General features: G+C 40.5%; 10 protein-coding genes. 8 read left to right on the forward strand and 2 right to left on the reverse strand.

Going from position 1 to position 14,529, the window contains the following annotated elements; all coding sequences use genetic code 11:
- Nucleotides 1-53 precede the first annotated feature (53 nt).
- Nucleotides 54-1,643, forward strand: coding sequence for a glycoside hydrolase family 57 protein (locus tag WKK05_RS32025; RefSeq protein WP_341527020.1), 1,590 nt, complete (start codon nucleotides 54-56; stop codon nucleotides 1,641-1,643).
- 299 nt (nucleotides 1,644-1,942) lie between these two features.
- On the opposite strand, the gene petA is transcribed toward WKK05_RS32025, so the two are convergent.
- Both petA and WKK05_RS32035 read right to left on the reverse strand, forming a co-directional pair.
- A complete protein-coding gene (gene petA / locus WKK05_RS32030) occupies nucleotides 1,943-2,944 on the reverse strand; it encodes an apocytochrome f (RefSeq protein ID WP_341527021.1) in 1,002 nt (333 codons plus the stop codon).
- A gap of 112 nt (nucleotides 2,945-3,056) precedes the next feature.
- On the reverse strand, nucleotides 3,057-3,596 hold the full coding sequence (locus tag WKK05_RS32035; protein ID WP_341527022.1) for a cytochrome b6-f complex iron-sulfur subunit: 540 nt from the start codon (nucleotides 3,594-3,596) through the stop codon (nucleotides 3,057-3,059).
- A 229-nt stretch (nucleotides 3,597-3,825) separates the two neighbouring features.
- Here WKK05_RS32035 and WKK05_RS32040 point away from each other — a divergent pair, with 229 nt between their 5' ends.
- From WKK05_RS32040 to WKK05_RS32070, 7 genes are all read left to right on the forward strand, one after another.
- On the forward strand, nucleotides 3,826-4,134 hold the full coding sequence (locus WKK05_RS32040) for a DUF3067 family protein (RefSeq protein WP_341527023.1): 309 nt from the start codon (nucleotides 3,826-3,828) through the stop codon (nucleotides 4,132-4,134).
- Between the two features lie 1,010 nt (nucleotides 4,135-5,144).
- Nucleotides 5,145-6,404, forward strand: a complete 1,260-nt coding sequence (locus tag WKK05_RS32045) for a DUF4912 domain-containing protein (protein WP_341527024.1) — start codon at nucleotides 5,145-5,147, stop codon at nucleotides 6,402-6,404.
- 82 nt (nucleotides 6,405-6,486) lie between these two features.
- Complete coding sequence (locus tag WKK05_RS32050; RefSeq protein ID WP_341527025.1) at nucleotides 6,487-7,413, forward strand: phosphodiester glycosidase family protein; 927 nt, start codon at nucleotides 6,487-6,489, stop codon at nucleotides 7,411-7,413.
- An 82-nt stretch (nucleotides 7,414-7,495) separates the two neighbouring features.
- Nucleotides 7,496-8,062 (forward strand): hypothetical protein, encoded by a 567-nt coding sequence (locus WKK05_RS32055; RefSeq protein ID WP_341527026.1) that lies wholly within the window; start codon nucleotides 7,496-7,498, stop codon nucleotides 8,060-8,062.
- A gap of 65 nt (nucleotides 8,063-8,127) precedes the next feature.
- A complete protein-coding gene (locus WKK05_RS32060) occupies nucleotides 8,128-8,511 on the forward strand; it encodes a DUF2358 domain-containing protein (protein ID WP_341527027.1) in 384 nt (127 codons plus the stop codon).
- A gap of 385 nt (nucleotides 8,512-8,896) precedes the next feature.
- On the forward strand, nucleotides 8,897-10,069 hold the full coding sequence (locus WKK05_RS32065) for a TRC40/GET3/ArsA family transport-energizing ATPase (protein ID WP_341527028.1): 1,173 nt from the start codon (nucleotides 8,897-8,899) through the stop codon (nucleotides 10,067-10,069).
- 584 nt (nucleotides 10,070-10,653) lie between these two features.
- The gene (locus tag WKK05_RS32070) at nucleotides 10,654-14,526 is read left to right on the forward strand and encodes a GAF domain-containing protein (RefSeq protein ID WP_341527029.1); all 3,873 of its coding nucleotides are present in this window, start codon (nucleotides 10,654-10,656) and stop codon (nucleotides 14,524-14,526) included.
- Nucleotides 14,527-14,529 lie beyond the last annotated feature (3 nt).

Consider the following 14,529-nt stretch of genomic DNA (forward strand, 5'->3'; position numbering starts at 1 on the left):
AATTTCTGCCAAATCCTCCACCTTCAACTTACAAGTACCACCCCAGAATCATTATGGCTATTGGCTACGTTGCGCTCGTACTCCATGCACACCTGCCCTTCGTTCGTCACCCAGAAAGTGACTACGTGCTGGAGGAAGAATGGCTTTATGAAGCTATCACTGAAACTTATATTCCGTTATTAAAAGTATTTGAAGGCTTAAAGCGAGACGGCATCGACTTTAAAATCACGATGAGCATGACACCTCCCTTAGTGTCAATGCTCCGCGATCCTTTGTTGCAAGAACGTTACGACGCACACCTAACCCAATTAGAAGAACTTATAGAACTGGAGGCAGAGCGTAATACCCATAATGGGCATATTCGTTATTTAGCTGAACATTACGCTACTGAATTCAACGAAGCGCGTCAGCTATGGGAACGCTATAACGGTGACTTGGTGACAGCTTTTAAGCAGTTCCAAGATAGTAACAATTTGGAGATCATAACTTGCGGCGCTACTCACGGCTATTTGCCACTGATGAAGATGTATCCGCAAGCTGTCTGGGCGCAAATTCAGGTAGCTTGTGAACACTATGAGGAAACCTTTGGACAAGCACCCAGAGGCATTTGGTTACCAGAATGTGCATATTATGAAGGTGTAGAGCGGATGCTAGCAGATGCTGGGATACGCTACTTCCTGACTGATGGGCATGGCATCCTTTACGCCCGTCCCCGTCCTCGTTTTGGCACTTATGCCCCCATTTATACGGAAAGTGGTGTTGCTGCCTTTGGTCGAGATCATGAATCTTCTCAACAAGTATGGTCTTCTGAAGTGGGCTATCCAGGTGCAGCCGAGTATCGGGAATTTTACAAAGATTTGGGCTGGGAAGCAGAATATGAGTACATTAAGCCCTACATCATGCCGAATGGTCAGCGTAAAAATACAGGGATTAAGTATCATAAAATTACTGGGCGTGGCTTAGGGCTTTCAGATAAAGCACTCTATGATCCCTACTGGGCTAGAGAAAAAGCAGCAGAACACGCTGCTAACTTTATGTATAATCGAGAACGCCAATCAGAACACCTTTATGGCATAATGCAGCGCCCGCCGATTATCGTTTCGCCCTACGATGCAGAGTTATTTGGACATTGGTGGTATGAAGGGCCTTGGTTTATTGATTACCTATTCCGTAAGTCATGGTATGACCAAGGAACTTATGCAATGACTCATTTAGCAGATTATTTACGGGCAGAACCAACGCAGCAAGTATGCCGTCCTTCACAGTCGAGTTGGGGTTACAAGGGATTTCACGAATATTGGTTGAATGAGACAAATGCCTGGATTTATCCCCACTTGCACAAAGCTGCTGAACGGATGATTGAAATCTCGCAGCTAGAACCAGAGGATGAATTGGGATGGCGAGCATTGAACCAAGCAGCGCGGGAATTGCTCTTGGCACAATCTTCTGACTGGGCCTTTATTATGCGGACGGGAACAATGGTTCCTTATGCTGTTAGACGGACGCGATCGCACCTGATGCGATTTAACAAGCTCTACGAAGACGTTAAAATCGACAAAATTGACAGCGGTTGGCTGGAAAAAGTTGAATTAATGGACAATATCTTCCCCAATATTAACTATCGCGTCTATCGTCCTTTATAAGCAAAAGTAGTAGGGTGGGTAAATAATACTCACCCTAATTTTTTATATAGTTGGTTGAACATTTTTATTAAGTTAAATTGGTTTTCTAGAGCTAGCTAACTAAAACGCGATCGCCATGACTGGGAGGTTGTGAAATCACCAGGAATTTTAAATCAGAGTTGCCTTAATTCAGTATTTGATGAAAAATATTAGGGGGTACTTCTACGCCTTGCTGTTGAGAAATAACTTGGCGATTACCATCAATATATAAAAAAGACAGGCTTTTTGCCTGTCTTATAAAGAATGATTTAGCAAAGAATTTAGAAATTCATTTCAGCAGCTTGAACTTTTTCAACCTGCTTCTTCTTCAGCACTAGCATAACTTGAGCCAACATCACAAGAGCGATAAAGGCAATCAAACCTTTAACTCTGCCGGCGTCTTGCAGTACAATTTCTGTATCATGTTGACCGAATCCACCAACGTTTGGATTACTGGTCAAAGCATCACCAGCCTTGACTGCTTGTCCTTCGGCAACAATCAATTCTGGCCCAGCAGGAACCGTATCAACAACAACATCACCAGATTCAGGTTGGATGTTTACTTGATATTTGACGTTACCATCTTCATCTTCCTCTTTGGCAATCTTGGAAATTGTGCCAGTAGCGGAAGCGTTGTAAACTGTGTTGTTGCTCTTTTCGCCAGTGGGGTAGACTTGTCCGCGTCCTCGGTTACCACCTGCGTGAACTGAATATTTCCCGAAGTGGATATTTTTATCGGTTGCGGGGTTTGGCGAAAGAACTGGAAAGACTATTTCCTGATACTGTTCGCCAGGTAGTGGCCCAACAATGACGATGTTGTCTTTTTGTTCACTGTAAGTTTGGAAGTAAGTATCGCCAACTTCTTCTTTAAGTTCTTCAGGAATCCGGTCTTCGGGCGCAAGCTTAAAGCCTTCAGGTAGCATCAACACAGCCCCGACGTTCAAACCCGTTTTAGAACCATCGGCACCAACTTGCTGCACGCTGGTATCGTAAGGAATTTTCACTACAGCTTTAAATACAGTGTCAGGTAGCACCGATTGAGGAACTTCTAGTTCTGTTGGTTTTGCTGCTAAGTGGCAGTTGGCACAAACAATCCGCCCAGTCGGTTCACGGGGAGTTTCGGGATAGGTTTGCTGCGCCCAGAAAGGATAGGCAGCAGCTGTTTGCGGAAGCGCTAAATCGCTGGTGAAGTAAAATGTCACAGTTGCGATCGCTATGAGCAATGTTTTTACAATTACTCTAAAACTGCGAGTTAACCTCGCTGTTGCACAAGCATTTCTCATCTCTATAAGGACTATGATTCTCTGAGGGATTGGTTATTAGTCATTAGTCATCAGTCATCAGTCATTAGTTCTTCGTTCTGAACTAATGACTACGGACACAAGGACAAAAGAATTAAGCCCACCAAGCTGGTTCGCCTGTGCGGAAGTCGGTTTCAGTCCAAGGAGTCAAGACGATTTTGTCGTCGTCTACTTTGGCATGAGCCAAAGGCAGAGAAAGTGGTGCAGGGCCGCGCACAACCTTGCCAGTTGCATCATACTGAGAACCATGACAAGGACATTTAAATTTGTTCTCAGCAACGTTCCAGGGGACGACACAACCTAAGTGCGTGCAGATGGCGTTAATACCATAATCTTTGATCGCCTCTTTGCTATCTACCACAATATAGGTAGGGTCACCCTTGAGTCCTTGAACTAGGGAGCGATCGCCTGCATTCCGGTTTTCTAGAAATTTACTGACACTAACATTGTTGCCTAGTTCGTCTTTTGCTGTTGTGCCACCACCAGCACCACCAGCAGCAGGTGGAATAAAATACTTGACAACGGGATACAATGCACCTAGAGCCACTCCAGTAACAGTCCCAAAAGTGAGCAAATTCATGAATTGACGACGCCCCATATCTGGCACGTCTGCTGATTCAGAAAATTGAGCCATAATCTACGCGCTCTTTGTGTATTTTGTTAAGCATTTTGACAGGAGTACTAGTACTAGAGCAACTCTTGTCTGAGTCGAAATATTAATGCTTACGACAATGCCATACTTCTTTGTTTCAAGATATGTTTAGCATCTTTTCTCATAGCATTACATTTCTTTATATCCTTATCATACTTGAGTTACGGAACTTAATATCATAACTAAATGTAAAATCTAATAGAGAAAAGCCATGACAGGACAGGAATTACGTCAACTATTGATTGATAAGTGGGGATACTCCTACGATGTCCAGTTCCGGCGGACACAAGGGAAGATATTTCTGCAAGTAATGTGGAAATATTTAGAGCAAGCTTCTTTTCCTTTAAGTGAGACAGAGTACCAAGAGCATCTCGATAGCATCGCTAATTATCTTCATGCTTTGGGTGGCACAACACAAGTCAAAATATTTATTACACAAACACGCGATCGCCCCCGGCTAGGCAAAGCTGTCAGCATTCCTCTAGATTTGGGTGAACGCGCTTCAGAATGGATGCTATGACTTGCTGTTGCCTTAAAACTAGCGATTCTACTTGGAGATACCTTATACAGTAGTTCTTTATACATCGAATCTAGTAATATTGCTAATTTAGAGACCCAGAAGTTTTTAGAGTAGGAAGTAATATTTAAACTCACAGATTTATCAAATATTTACCTCAAAAGCTAACTATTATGCTGGCAAAAACTATTAATAGTGAGCTTGGTTTCTAGTTATTTATTTAGATTTCAAATAATTTGTATGGTAGATAACCTTTGTATAGACATTGCAATGCAATATTCCTACACGTGTGAAATCTGTACTAACAATCCTTAAGTTAACTGTATTAGATTATTTATAAGTTTTGAGTATAAAAAATCGATAAGTTTAAGCCGCAAACAAGCCATTTTAATTGAGACTTCACTGATGGCAAAAACAGTTTAATTTTACACATTTATGACATCCTGTCATAGAAGTATTCTATAAAAAATTAAGGTCATCAGTTTAGTAAAACTACGCCTGACAGCAAAAATTGCTGTGCATACAGGCACAAGCATAAGAACTTTACATTAAGCCCTCTGCCACGATAGCTGCTACCGAAGGTATCGAACTGACGTACTAATGTTGTCTGTGGTGTTTCATTAACTAAAATGTCATGAAAATCTGACAATTGGGCTAATTGTGAGGTTGGACACAACCTTAATGTTATGATTTTATGACATATTGATCCCGGAAGGGCTGATAAATTCGTGAAATAGGCAAAAAACCGTCTTGAGACCCCTTGATCCCGACACGGGATAACTGGTTAATATTTACTTAACAAAAGAACTCTTCTGATCCCAAGAATGCTGGTTACGGCATGACAAGGGTTAAAAAGGGAGTAACTACCAATTTAAAAACAGACTAAAAAACTTAAAAACTGGGCAAGACCAGGAGTCAGGAATAAGAAATTCATCTGGGGTGGATGACATTTTATACAGCATTCTTTAACCCGGGGAAATCATTTACCTTTCAAACTACTGGAGGCCAAATAAATGGCAAAAGAACGCCCGCCGCTAGAAGAGATGACATTACGGCAACTACGCAAAGTTGCTAGCGAATGCAGTATTTCTCGTTATAGCCGAATGCGTAAATCGCAACTGCTGGCAGCAATTCAAGAAGTCCAGCGCAGTAAAGTTTCACTTAGCCCATCTCATTCACTGGAGGCACAGGAAACCGTGGAAGCAGCAAAATTTGAACTAGGTCAGGAAGATCGTACCGGTGGCTCTCTCACTGATGTTGATGAAGCACTTGCAGATTTACCAGCAGGTTACGGTGACAGCCGCGTTGTCCTATTGCCGCGTGATCCTCAGTGGGCTTACACTTACTGGGATGTTCCTAATGAACATAAAGAAGATTTACGGCGGCAAGGTGGACAACAACTGGCGCTACGAATTTATGATGTAACCGACATCAATATCGAATACCAAAGCCCCCACAGCATTCAGGAATATCCTGTTGATGAACTAGCAAGAGAATGGTATTTACCAGTTCCAGTTAGCGATCGCGATTATGTAATCGATATCGGCTATCGTGCGGTCGATGGTCGCTGGTTGATATTAGCCCGTTCTGCTAGAGTACATATTCCTCCTGTATATCCTTCTGATTGGATTGAAGATGTCTTCATCACTGTAAACTTTGAAGAAGATTTGCGTGGTAAGACTCAGTACGAACTAGTTCCTCCTGCCAAGAAGATAGCGACTGTAAATAGCTACAGCAACGCCAACGCCAATGGTAATCCCATTTACGATCAAATCTTTGGTTTGGCTGAATCTGCTGAAGCACAACGGGTTGCTGGTTCTCTCTTCGGTTCCCAGCACCAAGTACCAGGTTCTGCGCGTCCTGAAGAAGTCATCAGCTCCTATATTTTCCCATCTGGCGTAGGTCTGTGGGCAGTTCCCACTGTCTCTGGTTTAACCGCTTCCGGTGTAGGAATGTCAGGTGTTGGCTTCTCGGCTTCTGCTGTACCAGTGCGTCCACGCCAGTTCTGGTTAATTGCTGATGCTGAATTGATTGTCTATGGTGCAACAGAACCTGATGCTAATGTAACCATTGGTGGTCGTCCAATTAAGCTGAATCCAGACGGTACGTTTCGCTTCCAGATGTCCTTCCAAGATGGCTTAATTGACTATCCAATTTTGGCTGTAGCTGCTGATGGTGAGCAAACTCGATCAATTCACATGAAGTTTAATCGTGAAACCCCATCCCGGAATACGAATACTAAAGAAGATGCTGTTTTAGAATGGCTCCCTTAAATTTTAGATTTTCAATTAACCCCAGACTGAAATCTTAAATTGTTTCCCGCTATAGTGATCCTGTAGCGGGTTTTTACATTATATGACTACAAAAAAATTATTTTTATTATTTAACTTGATAATTGCAGCCAGCTTATTATCCGGTTGTAATAAAATTGAAGCCAATTCAGTACCAAAATTGTCTAAAACTTGCCTTGGTAAAGATAGTAAGTTCAGTATTGATTTCTTTAAAACTAATAATCGCGGTGAAAGATATGAAAGAGGTATTAATCACGTGATTATTTTTAATCCTAAATCTGAAGAATTAGATTTTAAAGTTAATGTTGGTTTATCTCATAAACTATACGCTAAAGATGTTAGGGGTAAATTGCGTAAAGAATATATACCAAAACAGTTTCATGAACTTCTTACTGAGGAAAATTCTAAGTTGAATGGCAAAACACCAATTGCTGCAATTAATGCTGACTATATAGGTACTGATAATAAACCACAAGGTTTAAATATTTCTCGTGGTGTTGAATATTCAGGAGCATTTAAGAATAAACGTTCTTCTTTTGGAATATCCGGCGGTAAACCTTTGCAGCGAAAAGCTACTATCCAAGCTAGCAAAAGAAAGAATGATATTTTCAATTACAATTTAGTCGGAGGAAATGGCAGATTTTACCGCCAGGGTAATTTTAAAGATATTTGTCAAGATTTAGGAGAATTTGCTTGTAAAAATGCGACAAATCGCTCTATGGCAGCTATCACTAATCAAGGATATGTGATCCTGTTAGTCAATGATGCAAAAGCTAATTCAACTATAGAAGTTTCGCAAACTAATCAAGAGTTGTTGCCAGATATGTTTGATGATGTTTTAAAAGGTATTGCTCGGAATAATTGTTTAGGTACGATTCAAGAAGGGATATTATTCGATGGAGGTATGTCTCCAGGATTGTACTACAACAATAAAATATATGTGGAAAACTATGGGCCAATTGGTTCAGTATTTTTGATTTATAGAAAATAATTTTTATTCAAATCTATATGGATAGACAGATCCGCCTGTGACCTGAAAGCGGTACGCTAGAAGCTAAAGTTAAAAGTAGACTATGACACCTGAAGAAATTACTACTACGCTGACAGAGCTATTTGGTACATCAGTAGTGGCTGCGATCGCCTCTGAATCGTGGCAAGTAGATACCCCTAATTTTCGGCTATTGGTACTACTTTCGGAAGATAAGAGTTGGCTACGAATTCTCCTACCAATTGTACCTGCACAGGAAGCCCAAGCATTTTTACAACAGTTTTTAGAAGCCAACTTTGATGAGACTCAGGAAGTACGTTATGCTTTGCATCAAGGAGTAGTTTGGGGCATATTTCAACACAATAGTAATACTTTAGAGAGTGCAGATTTTTCCAGTGCCATCAACCGACTTATTTCTCTCCATAAAGCTGGGCTAGATGAAGTATTCAATAAATTAGTTGAAAAACAAATCCGACAAATTATCCAAGCTGCGAAACAGCAAGGGCAATCCCTAGAAGCTACTATGCAAAACCTAGAACGCTTTTATGCAGAAGGATTGTTAGGTGAAATAAGCCAAACATCAAAAGCACAAGAAGAAGTGCTAGCTGCTTGGCGGCGTCAATTAGAACGTTTATGGAATGAAGATGATTAGTTGATTTCAATGCTTAATTAAGCCCGTTTACATACTAAACTAATTTATAGATATCTCTGTTCATTATGGATATCATTGAAATCCTCAAAGAAGACTATCAAAGATTTCCTCAAAACCAAACTTACAGCATTTACGCCCCAGGGGTTTATTTTCAAGACCCAATGAATAAGTTTCATGGCATTGAACGCTATAAACAGATGATTAATTTCATGCAAACTTGGTTTTTAAATATCAAGATGGACTTACACAATATTCAAAGAGAAGGTGACTTAATCAAGACTGAGTGGACACTCAGTTGGAATACCCCTCTTCCGTGGAAACCACGTATCTCTATCTCTGGGTGGAGCGAACTAGGTCTTAACTCTGCTAGTTTAATTGTTTCTCATATTGATTATTGGAACTGCTCGCGTTTAGATGTGCTAAAGCAGCATTTTTTCTCTTTAAACTGAAGCGAATACTGATTAGTAATTAAAAAATACTCTAAAAATCTTGCTAATAGAGATTTACTAGCTAAGCCTAACAAGCTGGGTACAGCATCGAGAATGCGATGCGATCGCCTTAGTCAACAGCAGTCAGTATGGTAACAAACCCTACTAGTAATTTCTATCTACTTAGAAAATTTTTGGCTTAGACATTACCACCTCCGAGCCTATGCTTCTTTTCTAATCCGCTACTATTATGAATAGCAGTTACTAGGGCAACATAGCTAAATGATTTCCCACGTTAATTATTACGACTGTTCTCGCCTAGACTTGCTAAAACAGCATTTATTTTCCTTAAACAGTCGATAATGTGAATAAATGTAAATAATTTTCAGGCAGGACAGAATCATCTATGCGTGTAATTTTAATGACCGGCAAAGGTGGCGTGGGAAAAACTTCCGTTGCGGCTGCAACTGGACTTCGTTGTGCAGAACTAGGCTATCGTACACTAGTTTTGAGTACAGATCCTGCTCACTCCTTAGCAGACAGTTTTGATTTAGAACTGGCACACGCACCTAGAGAGATTCGCCCAAATTTATGGGGTGCTGAACTAGATGCCTTACTAGAACTAGAAGGAAACTGGGGTGCTGTAAAGCGATATATTACCCAAGTTTTACAAGCAAGGGGTTTAGAAGGGGTACAGGCAGAAGAATTGGCAATTTTACCAGGCATGGATGAGATTTTTGGCTTGGTAAGAATGAAACGCCATTACGATGAAGGCGAGTATGATGTATTAATTATTGACTCAGCCCCCACTGGCACAGCACTGCGTTTACTGAGTTTACCAGAAGTGGGTGGCTGGTATATGCGTCGTTTTTACAAACCATTTCAAAACATCTCGGTAGCACTACGACCTTTAGTAGAACCGTTTTTTAGACCGATCGCAGGTTTTTCGCTACCAGATAAAGAAGTGATGGATGCGCCTTACGAGTTTTATGAACAAATTGAAGCTCTAGAAAAAGTATTAACAGATAATACTCAAACCTCAGTGCGCCTCGTCACTAATCCAGAGAAGATGGTGATTAAGGAATCTCTTCGCGCTCATGCTTATCTGAGTTTGTATAATGTTGCAACAGATTTAGTCGTAGCCAATCGCATCATTCCCGACGAAGTACAAGACCCATTCTTCCAACGTTGGAAAGAGAGTCAACAGCAATATCGTCAAGAAATTCATGATAACTTTCTGCCTCTGCCTGTAAAGGAAGTTCCGTTATTCTCTGAAGAAATGTGTGGATTGGCAGCATTAGAACGGCTCAAGGAAACCCTCTACAAGGATGAAGATCCAACTCAAGTTTATTACAAAGAAACAACTATTAGAGTTGTGCAAGAGCAAAATCAATACAGTTTAGAAATTTATTTGCCTGGAATTCCTAAAAACCAGGTTCAACTAAGCAAAACTGGAGACGAATTAAACATTACTATTGGCAATCATCGTCGTAATTTAGTATTACCCCAAGCGTTAGCAGCATTACAAACAGCAGGGGCAAAGATGGAAGACGATTATCTTAAAATCCGCTTTGCTTAAATGTAGAAGTTTCAGTTTTTTCAAACAGTAAATTCTAGATAAAAAGCCAAAACTAGCAAAGTCAAATTATTTTGGCTGGTACAGGCGCAACAACATTTATTGCGTCTGTAATTTTTGCTTTCAAACAGCGGTTTTATCGTTGCTTGTAGTGTGAATATTGCAATGGAATGCCTACTAAGTAAGTAGACATAATTAAACTGAATATACTTTGTGATTCTTAGTTTGCGCTGTTTCAGGAGACAACGCAAACTGCAAACTTTAATTCCTTTATATCTACCTACTTATATTTTATTCATATAAATCCGTTGCAAGTAAAGATTTGTATAAAAACCTAGCAAATTTAGCTGAAGAAATTAAAGAAATATAAACGTAAAATTTTGGTTGGATATGCCATTTTGATTTGCTATAAGAGTTTAAAACTTACTACTAAAATTGGAGTTTTTTATAAATTTTGAGTAAATAAATTTCTTAACAGTGTTTTGCCCGTACTTCCACTGAAGACAAGTTGCTTAATAAAATTTAGAAATGTCAATAGATTTAATCATAATCTATTGACAAATTATTAATTTATTTGATTATAAGCAATGACCTCAAGTACAGATGAAGACTTGCGAGTGAGTCGTAAAGATGAAAATTTACTACACCGGATTACTAACCGTATCCGACGAAGCTTAGAGTTAGAAGAGATTATCGCAGTCACAGCAGCAGAAGTGCGATCGCTACTGCGAACTGACCGAGTGATGATCTACAAATTTCATGCTGATGGCAGCGGTCAGGTCATTGCTGAATCCATTTATCAGAATAGGTTACCGTCTCTACTAGGGCTAAATTTCCCTGCCGATGACATTCCATCCCACGCCCGCGAACTGTTTATCAAATCACGGTTACGTTCTGTTGTCAACGTTGATACTCAAGAAATTGGTCAAGTTCACCTTTGTGAATTAGAAAATGGAGAAATCATAACAGAGGAGATACGTTATCGCCCTGTAGATCGTTGTCATGTTGAATACTTGACGGCAATGGGGGTTAAGTCCTCTGTAGTCGCACCCATTATTTATCAAGATGTACTTTGGGGGCTGCTAGTATCACACCATTCTGAGTCATATCAGATTTCAGAATATGACTTGCAAGCGATGCAGATGGTGGTTGATCAACTGTCAGTAGCGATCGCTCAAAGTACTCTTCTCACCCAAGCTCGCGAAAAAGCTGCAAGAGAAGCCGTAATTAGCCGCATTGCTACTTTACTGCATTCATTGCCGACAATTGTACTACAGCCTGCTTTAGAAGCAGCTGTTACAGCTCTAGATGGTATTGGTGGTAGGCTTTGTATTAGAAATGATGCCTTAAATCTTCACAATGGCAACGTTCAGAGCTTAGCAGAATGTCTAATTCCAGGAAACAATTGCATCACCCTTTATACTTGTGGGCAGCAACCTGTGATGCCAGAACAAACTATATATCCATTGATAGAGCAGTATAGCGTTTGGCAAGAACAGTACAAGTCTACTAACTGTGATGTTTGGGCAATCTCAGACATTTATCAAACTTCAAGTTTACGAACTTTACAAGTTGCTTTCCAACCAACTAAAATTCGTAGTCTGTTGATGATTCCACTTCACTATCGTCAGCAGTTGCTGGGTTACTTAAGTATTTTCCGCAATGAAATAGATACAGAAACCCTATGGGCAGGGCAGTATGACAGTGATCAAAGGCAATTGTATCCCCGTCTATCCTTTGAGGTTTGGCGAGAATACAAGAAAGCTCAAGCTCGCAAATGGACAGACGAAGAGATTGAACTCGCTAGAGAACTCGGAAAACACTTTGCCTCAGCAATACAGCAGTTTGAACTATACCAGCAAGTACAAACTTTTAACGATAATTTAGAAAAACAAGTCAAAAAGCGCACAGTTGAACTGCAACGCACAGCTGAACAACAACAAGCTGTATTTAAAGTTATTGCTGAAATTCGCGAATCTCTGGACACAGATACTATTTTTCAAACAACTACTAAAGAGGTTTGTCAATTAATTAAAGCTGATCGGGTTTCTGTTTATCGCTTCAGTTCTGATTGGGGTGGTGAATTTGTCGGCGATTATGAGGCTGCTAGCCCGTACTGGTCAAATGAATCTGAACTAGGTATTAATACAGTTTGGAATGACACCTATTTACAAGAAACACAAGGAGGGCGTTATCGCAACAACGAAACATTTGCAGTAGATGACATCCACACGATGGGTTTTGCTCAGTGTCATATCGACAATTTAGAGCAGTTTCAAATTCACGCTTTTGTGCTTGCTCCTATCTTTGTTGGGCAAAAACTTTGGGGTTTGCTAGCTACTTATCAACATACTGGGCCTCGTCAATGGAAAGCCTCAGAAGTTAATTTTCTGAGCCAGATTGCGGCTCAAATGGGGGTAGCACTCCAACAAGCTGGATTACTCACGCAAACAAAGCAACAGGCATTAGATTTGCAACAAGCGGCAGAACAACAACAAATATTGTTTGCAGTTGTTGCCAAAATTCGGGAATCTCTTGACCTAGAGACAGTTTTTGCAGCAACTGTACGTGAAGCTCGTCGCTCTTTGAATGCTGATCGAGTTGTAGTGTATCGCTTTGACCCTAATTCTGAATTTGATGAGGGTGAAATTGTTTCAGAGGATCTTTTACCAGAATTTACTTCTGCTTTAACCTTAAAAATTCAAGACAACTGTTTTAAGAAAAAGTATCTTGCTCTCTATCGTCAGGGAAGGGTTCATGCGATCGCTGACATACACAAACATGAACTCAACCCATGTTACGTTCAAATGCTCGAGCAACTTGAAATCAAAGCTAATTTAGTTTTGCCATTAGCTAATGGCAATGACCTCTGGGGTTTGTTGTGCATTCACCAATGCAAGCAACCTCGTAAATGGCAACCCTCAGAAATTCAGTTTACTACCCAAGTTGCTGCACAGCTTTCTGTAGCAATAGAACAAGCCGAATTACTTTCCCAAACTGAGCAGCAAGCTTTTGATTTGCGACAAGCAGCAGCACAACAACAGGTATTGTTTGAAGTGGTTGCAAAAATTCGGGAATCTCTTGATTTAAAGGCGATTTTTCAAACCACCACTCAGGAAATTTGCAAATCCCTAGAAGCAGATCGTGTAGCTATTTACCGCTTTGATCCCGATTGGAGTGGTGAATTTATTGCTGAGTTTGTGGGTGAGGATTGGGTGAAGCTAGTAACTGAGGAAAAAAATACAGTTTGGCCAGATACTTATTTACAGGAAACCCAAGGTGGACGATATCGTCACAATGAAACCTTTGCAGTGGATGATATTTATCAAGCTGGTCATTCTCAGTGTCATTTAGTATTGCTGGAAAAATGTCAAGTAAGAGCATATGCGATCGCCCCAATATTTTTTGGACAACAGCTTTGGGGTTTACTGGCAGCTTACCAAAACTCTGCACCCCGCCACTGGGAAGCCTCAGAAATTAAGTTTCTCGCTCAAATTGCCAATCAGCTTGGGGTTGCACTTCAACAAACGCAATTGCTTAACCAGACTAAAGAGCAGACACAAAAGTTAAGTCAAGCTCTACATGATTTACAACAAACTCAAACCCAATTGATTCAAAATGAGAAAATGTCCTCACTGGGACAATTGGTAGCTGGCATTGCCCACGAAATTAACAACCCTCTAAACTTTATTTATGGCAACATCAATCATGTCAGCGAATACGCCCAAGATTTGCTAAGTATATTGGATTTGTATCACCAGCAATGTTCCAACCCCAGCCCGGAAATTCAACAACTTTCTGAAGAGATAGATTTGGAATTTGCCACTGAAGATTTGCCCAAAACTTTATCTTCCATGAAAATTGGCATTGATCGCATCCGTCAGATTGTCTTAGGTTTACGGAATTTCTCTCGTCTCGATCAGGCCGAAATGAAGCCAGTAGATATCCACGAGGGTATTGATAGCACCTTACTAATTTTGCAGCATCGTTTAAAAGCAAGACCGGAAAGTCCAGCGATTCAGTTGGTGAAGGAATACGGTAACCTTCCCTTGGTAGAGTGCTATGCTGGGCCGCTAAATCAGGTATTTATGAATGTTTTGAGTAATGCGATCGATGCTCTAGAAGATTTTAGGGGATCTAATTCAGAACCTCATAGTAGTCAAATTACTATCTGTACTGTCACTGGAGAGCTTGAAGGCAATATCAAAAGCGTGGTAATTCGCATTATAGACAATGGCCCAGGAATATCCGAAACTGTTAGGGCAAGAATCTGCGACCCATTTTTTACTACTAAGCCAGTCGGAAAAGGCACTGGGTTAGGCTTATCAATTAGTTACCAAATTGTTGTGGATAAACACGGTGGTATTTTTAAATGTAACTCCCAGCCGGGGTTAGGTACAGAATTTTGGATTGAAATTCCAATTAAACAAGTCACCCAAACAGCACTAAGCGCTGAATGAAAA

The sequence above is a fragment of the Nostoc sp. UHCC 0302 genome (assembly GCF_038096175.1).
Lineage (GTDB): Bacteria > Cyanobacteriota > Cyanobacteriia > Cyanobacteriales > Nostocaceae > UHCC-0302.

Coding starts and splice junctions, on each gene's coding strand:
- WKK05_RS32070 (WP_341527029.1), top strand. CDS start 10,654: ATGACCTCAAGTACAGATGAAGACTTGCGAGTGAGTCGTAAAGATGAA.
- WKK05_RS32060 (WP_341527027.1), top strand. CDS start 8,128: ATGGATATCATTGAAATCCTCAAAGAAGACTATCAAAGATTTCCTCAA.
- WKK05_RS32050 (WP_341527025.1), top strand. CDS start 6,487: ATGACTACAAAAAAATTATTTTTATTATTTAACTTGATAATTGCAGCC.
- WKK05_RS32045 (WP_341527024.1), top strand. CDS start 5,145: ATGGCAAAAGAACGCCCGCCGCTAGAAGAGATGACATTACGGCAACTA.
- petA (WP_341527021.1), bottom strand. CDS start 2,944: ATGAGAAATGCTTGTGCAACAGCGAGGTTAACTCGCAGTTTTAGAGTA.
- WKK05_RS32065 (WP_341527028.1), top strand. CDS start 8,897: ATGCGTGTAATTTTAATGACCGGCAAAGGTGGCGTGGGAAAAACTTCC.
- WKK05_RS32035 (WP_341527022.1), bottom strand. CDS start 3,596: ATGGCTCAATTTTCTGAATCAGCAGACGTGCCAGATATGGGGCGTCGT.
- WKK05_RS32055 (WP_341527026.1), top strand. CDS start 7,496: ATGACACCTGAAGAAATTACTACTACGCTGACAGAGCTATTTGGTACA.
- WKK05_RS32040 (WP_341527023.1), top strand. CDS start 3,826: ATGACAGGACAGGAATTACGTCAACTATTGATTGATAAGTGGGGATAC.
- WKK05_RS32025 (WP_341527020.1), top strand. CDS start 54: ATGGCTATTGGCTACGTTGCGCTCGTACTCCATGCACACCTGCCCTTC.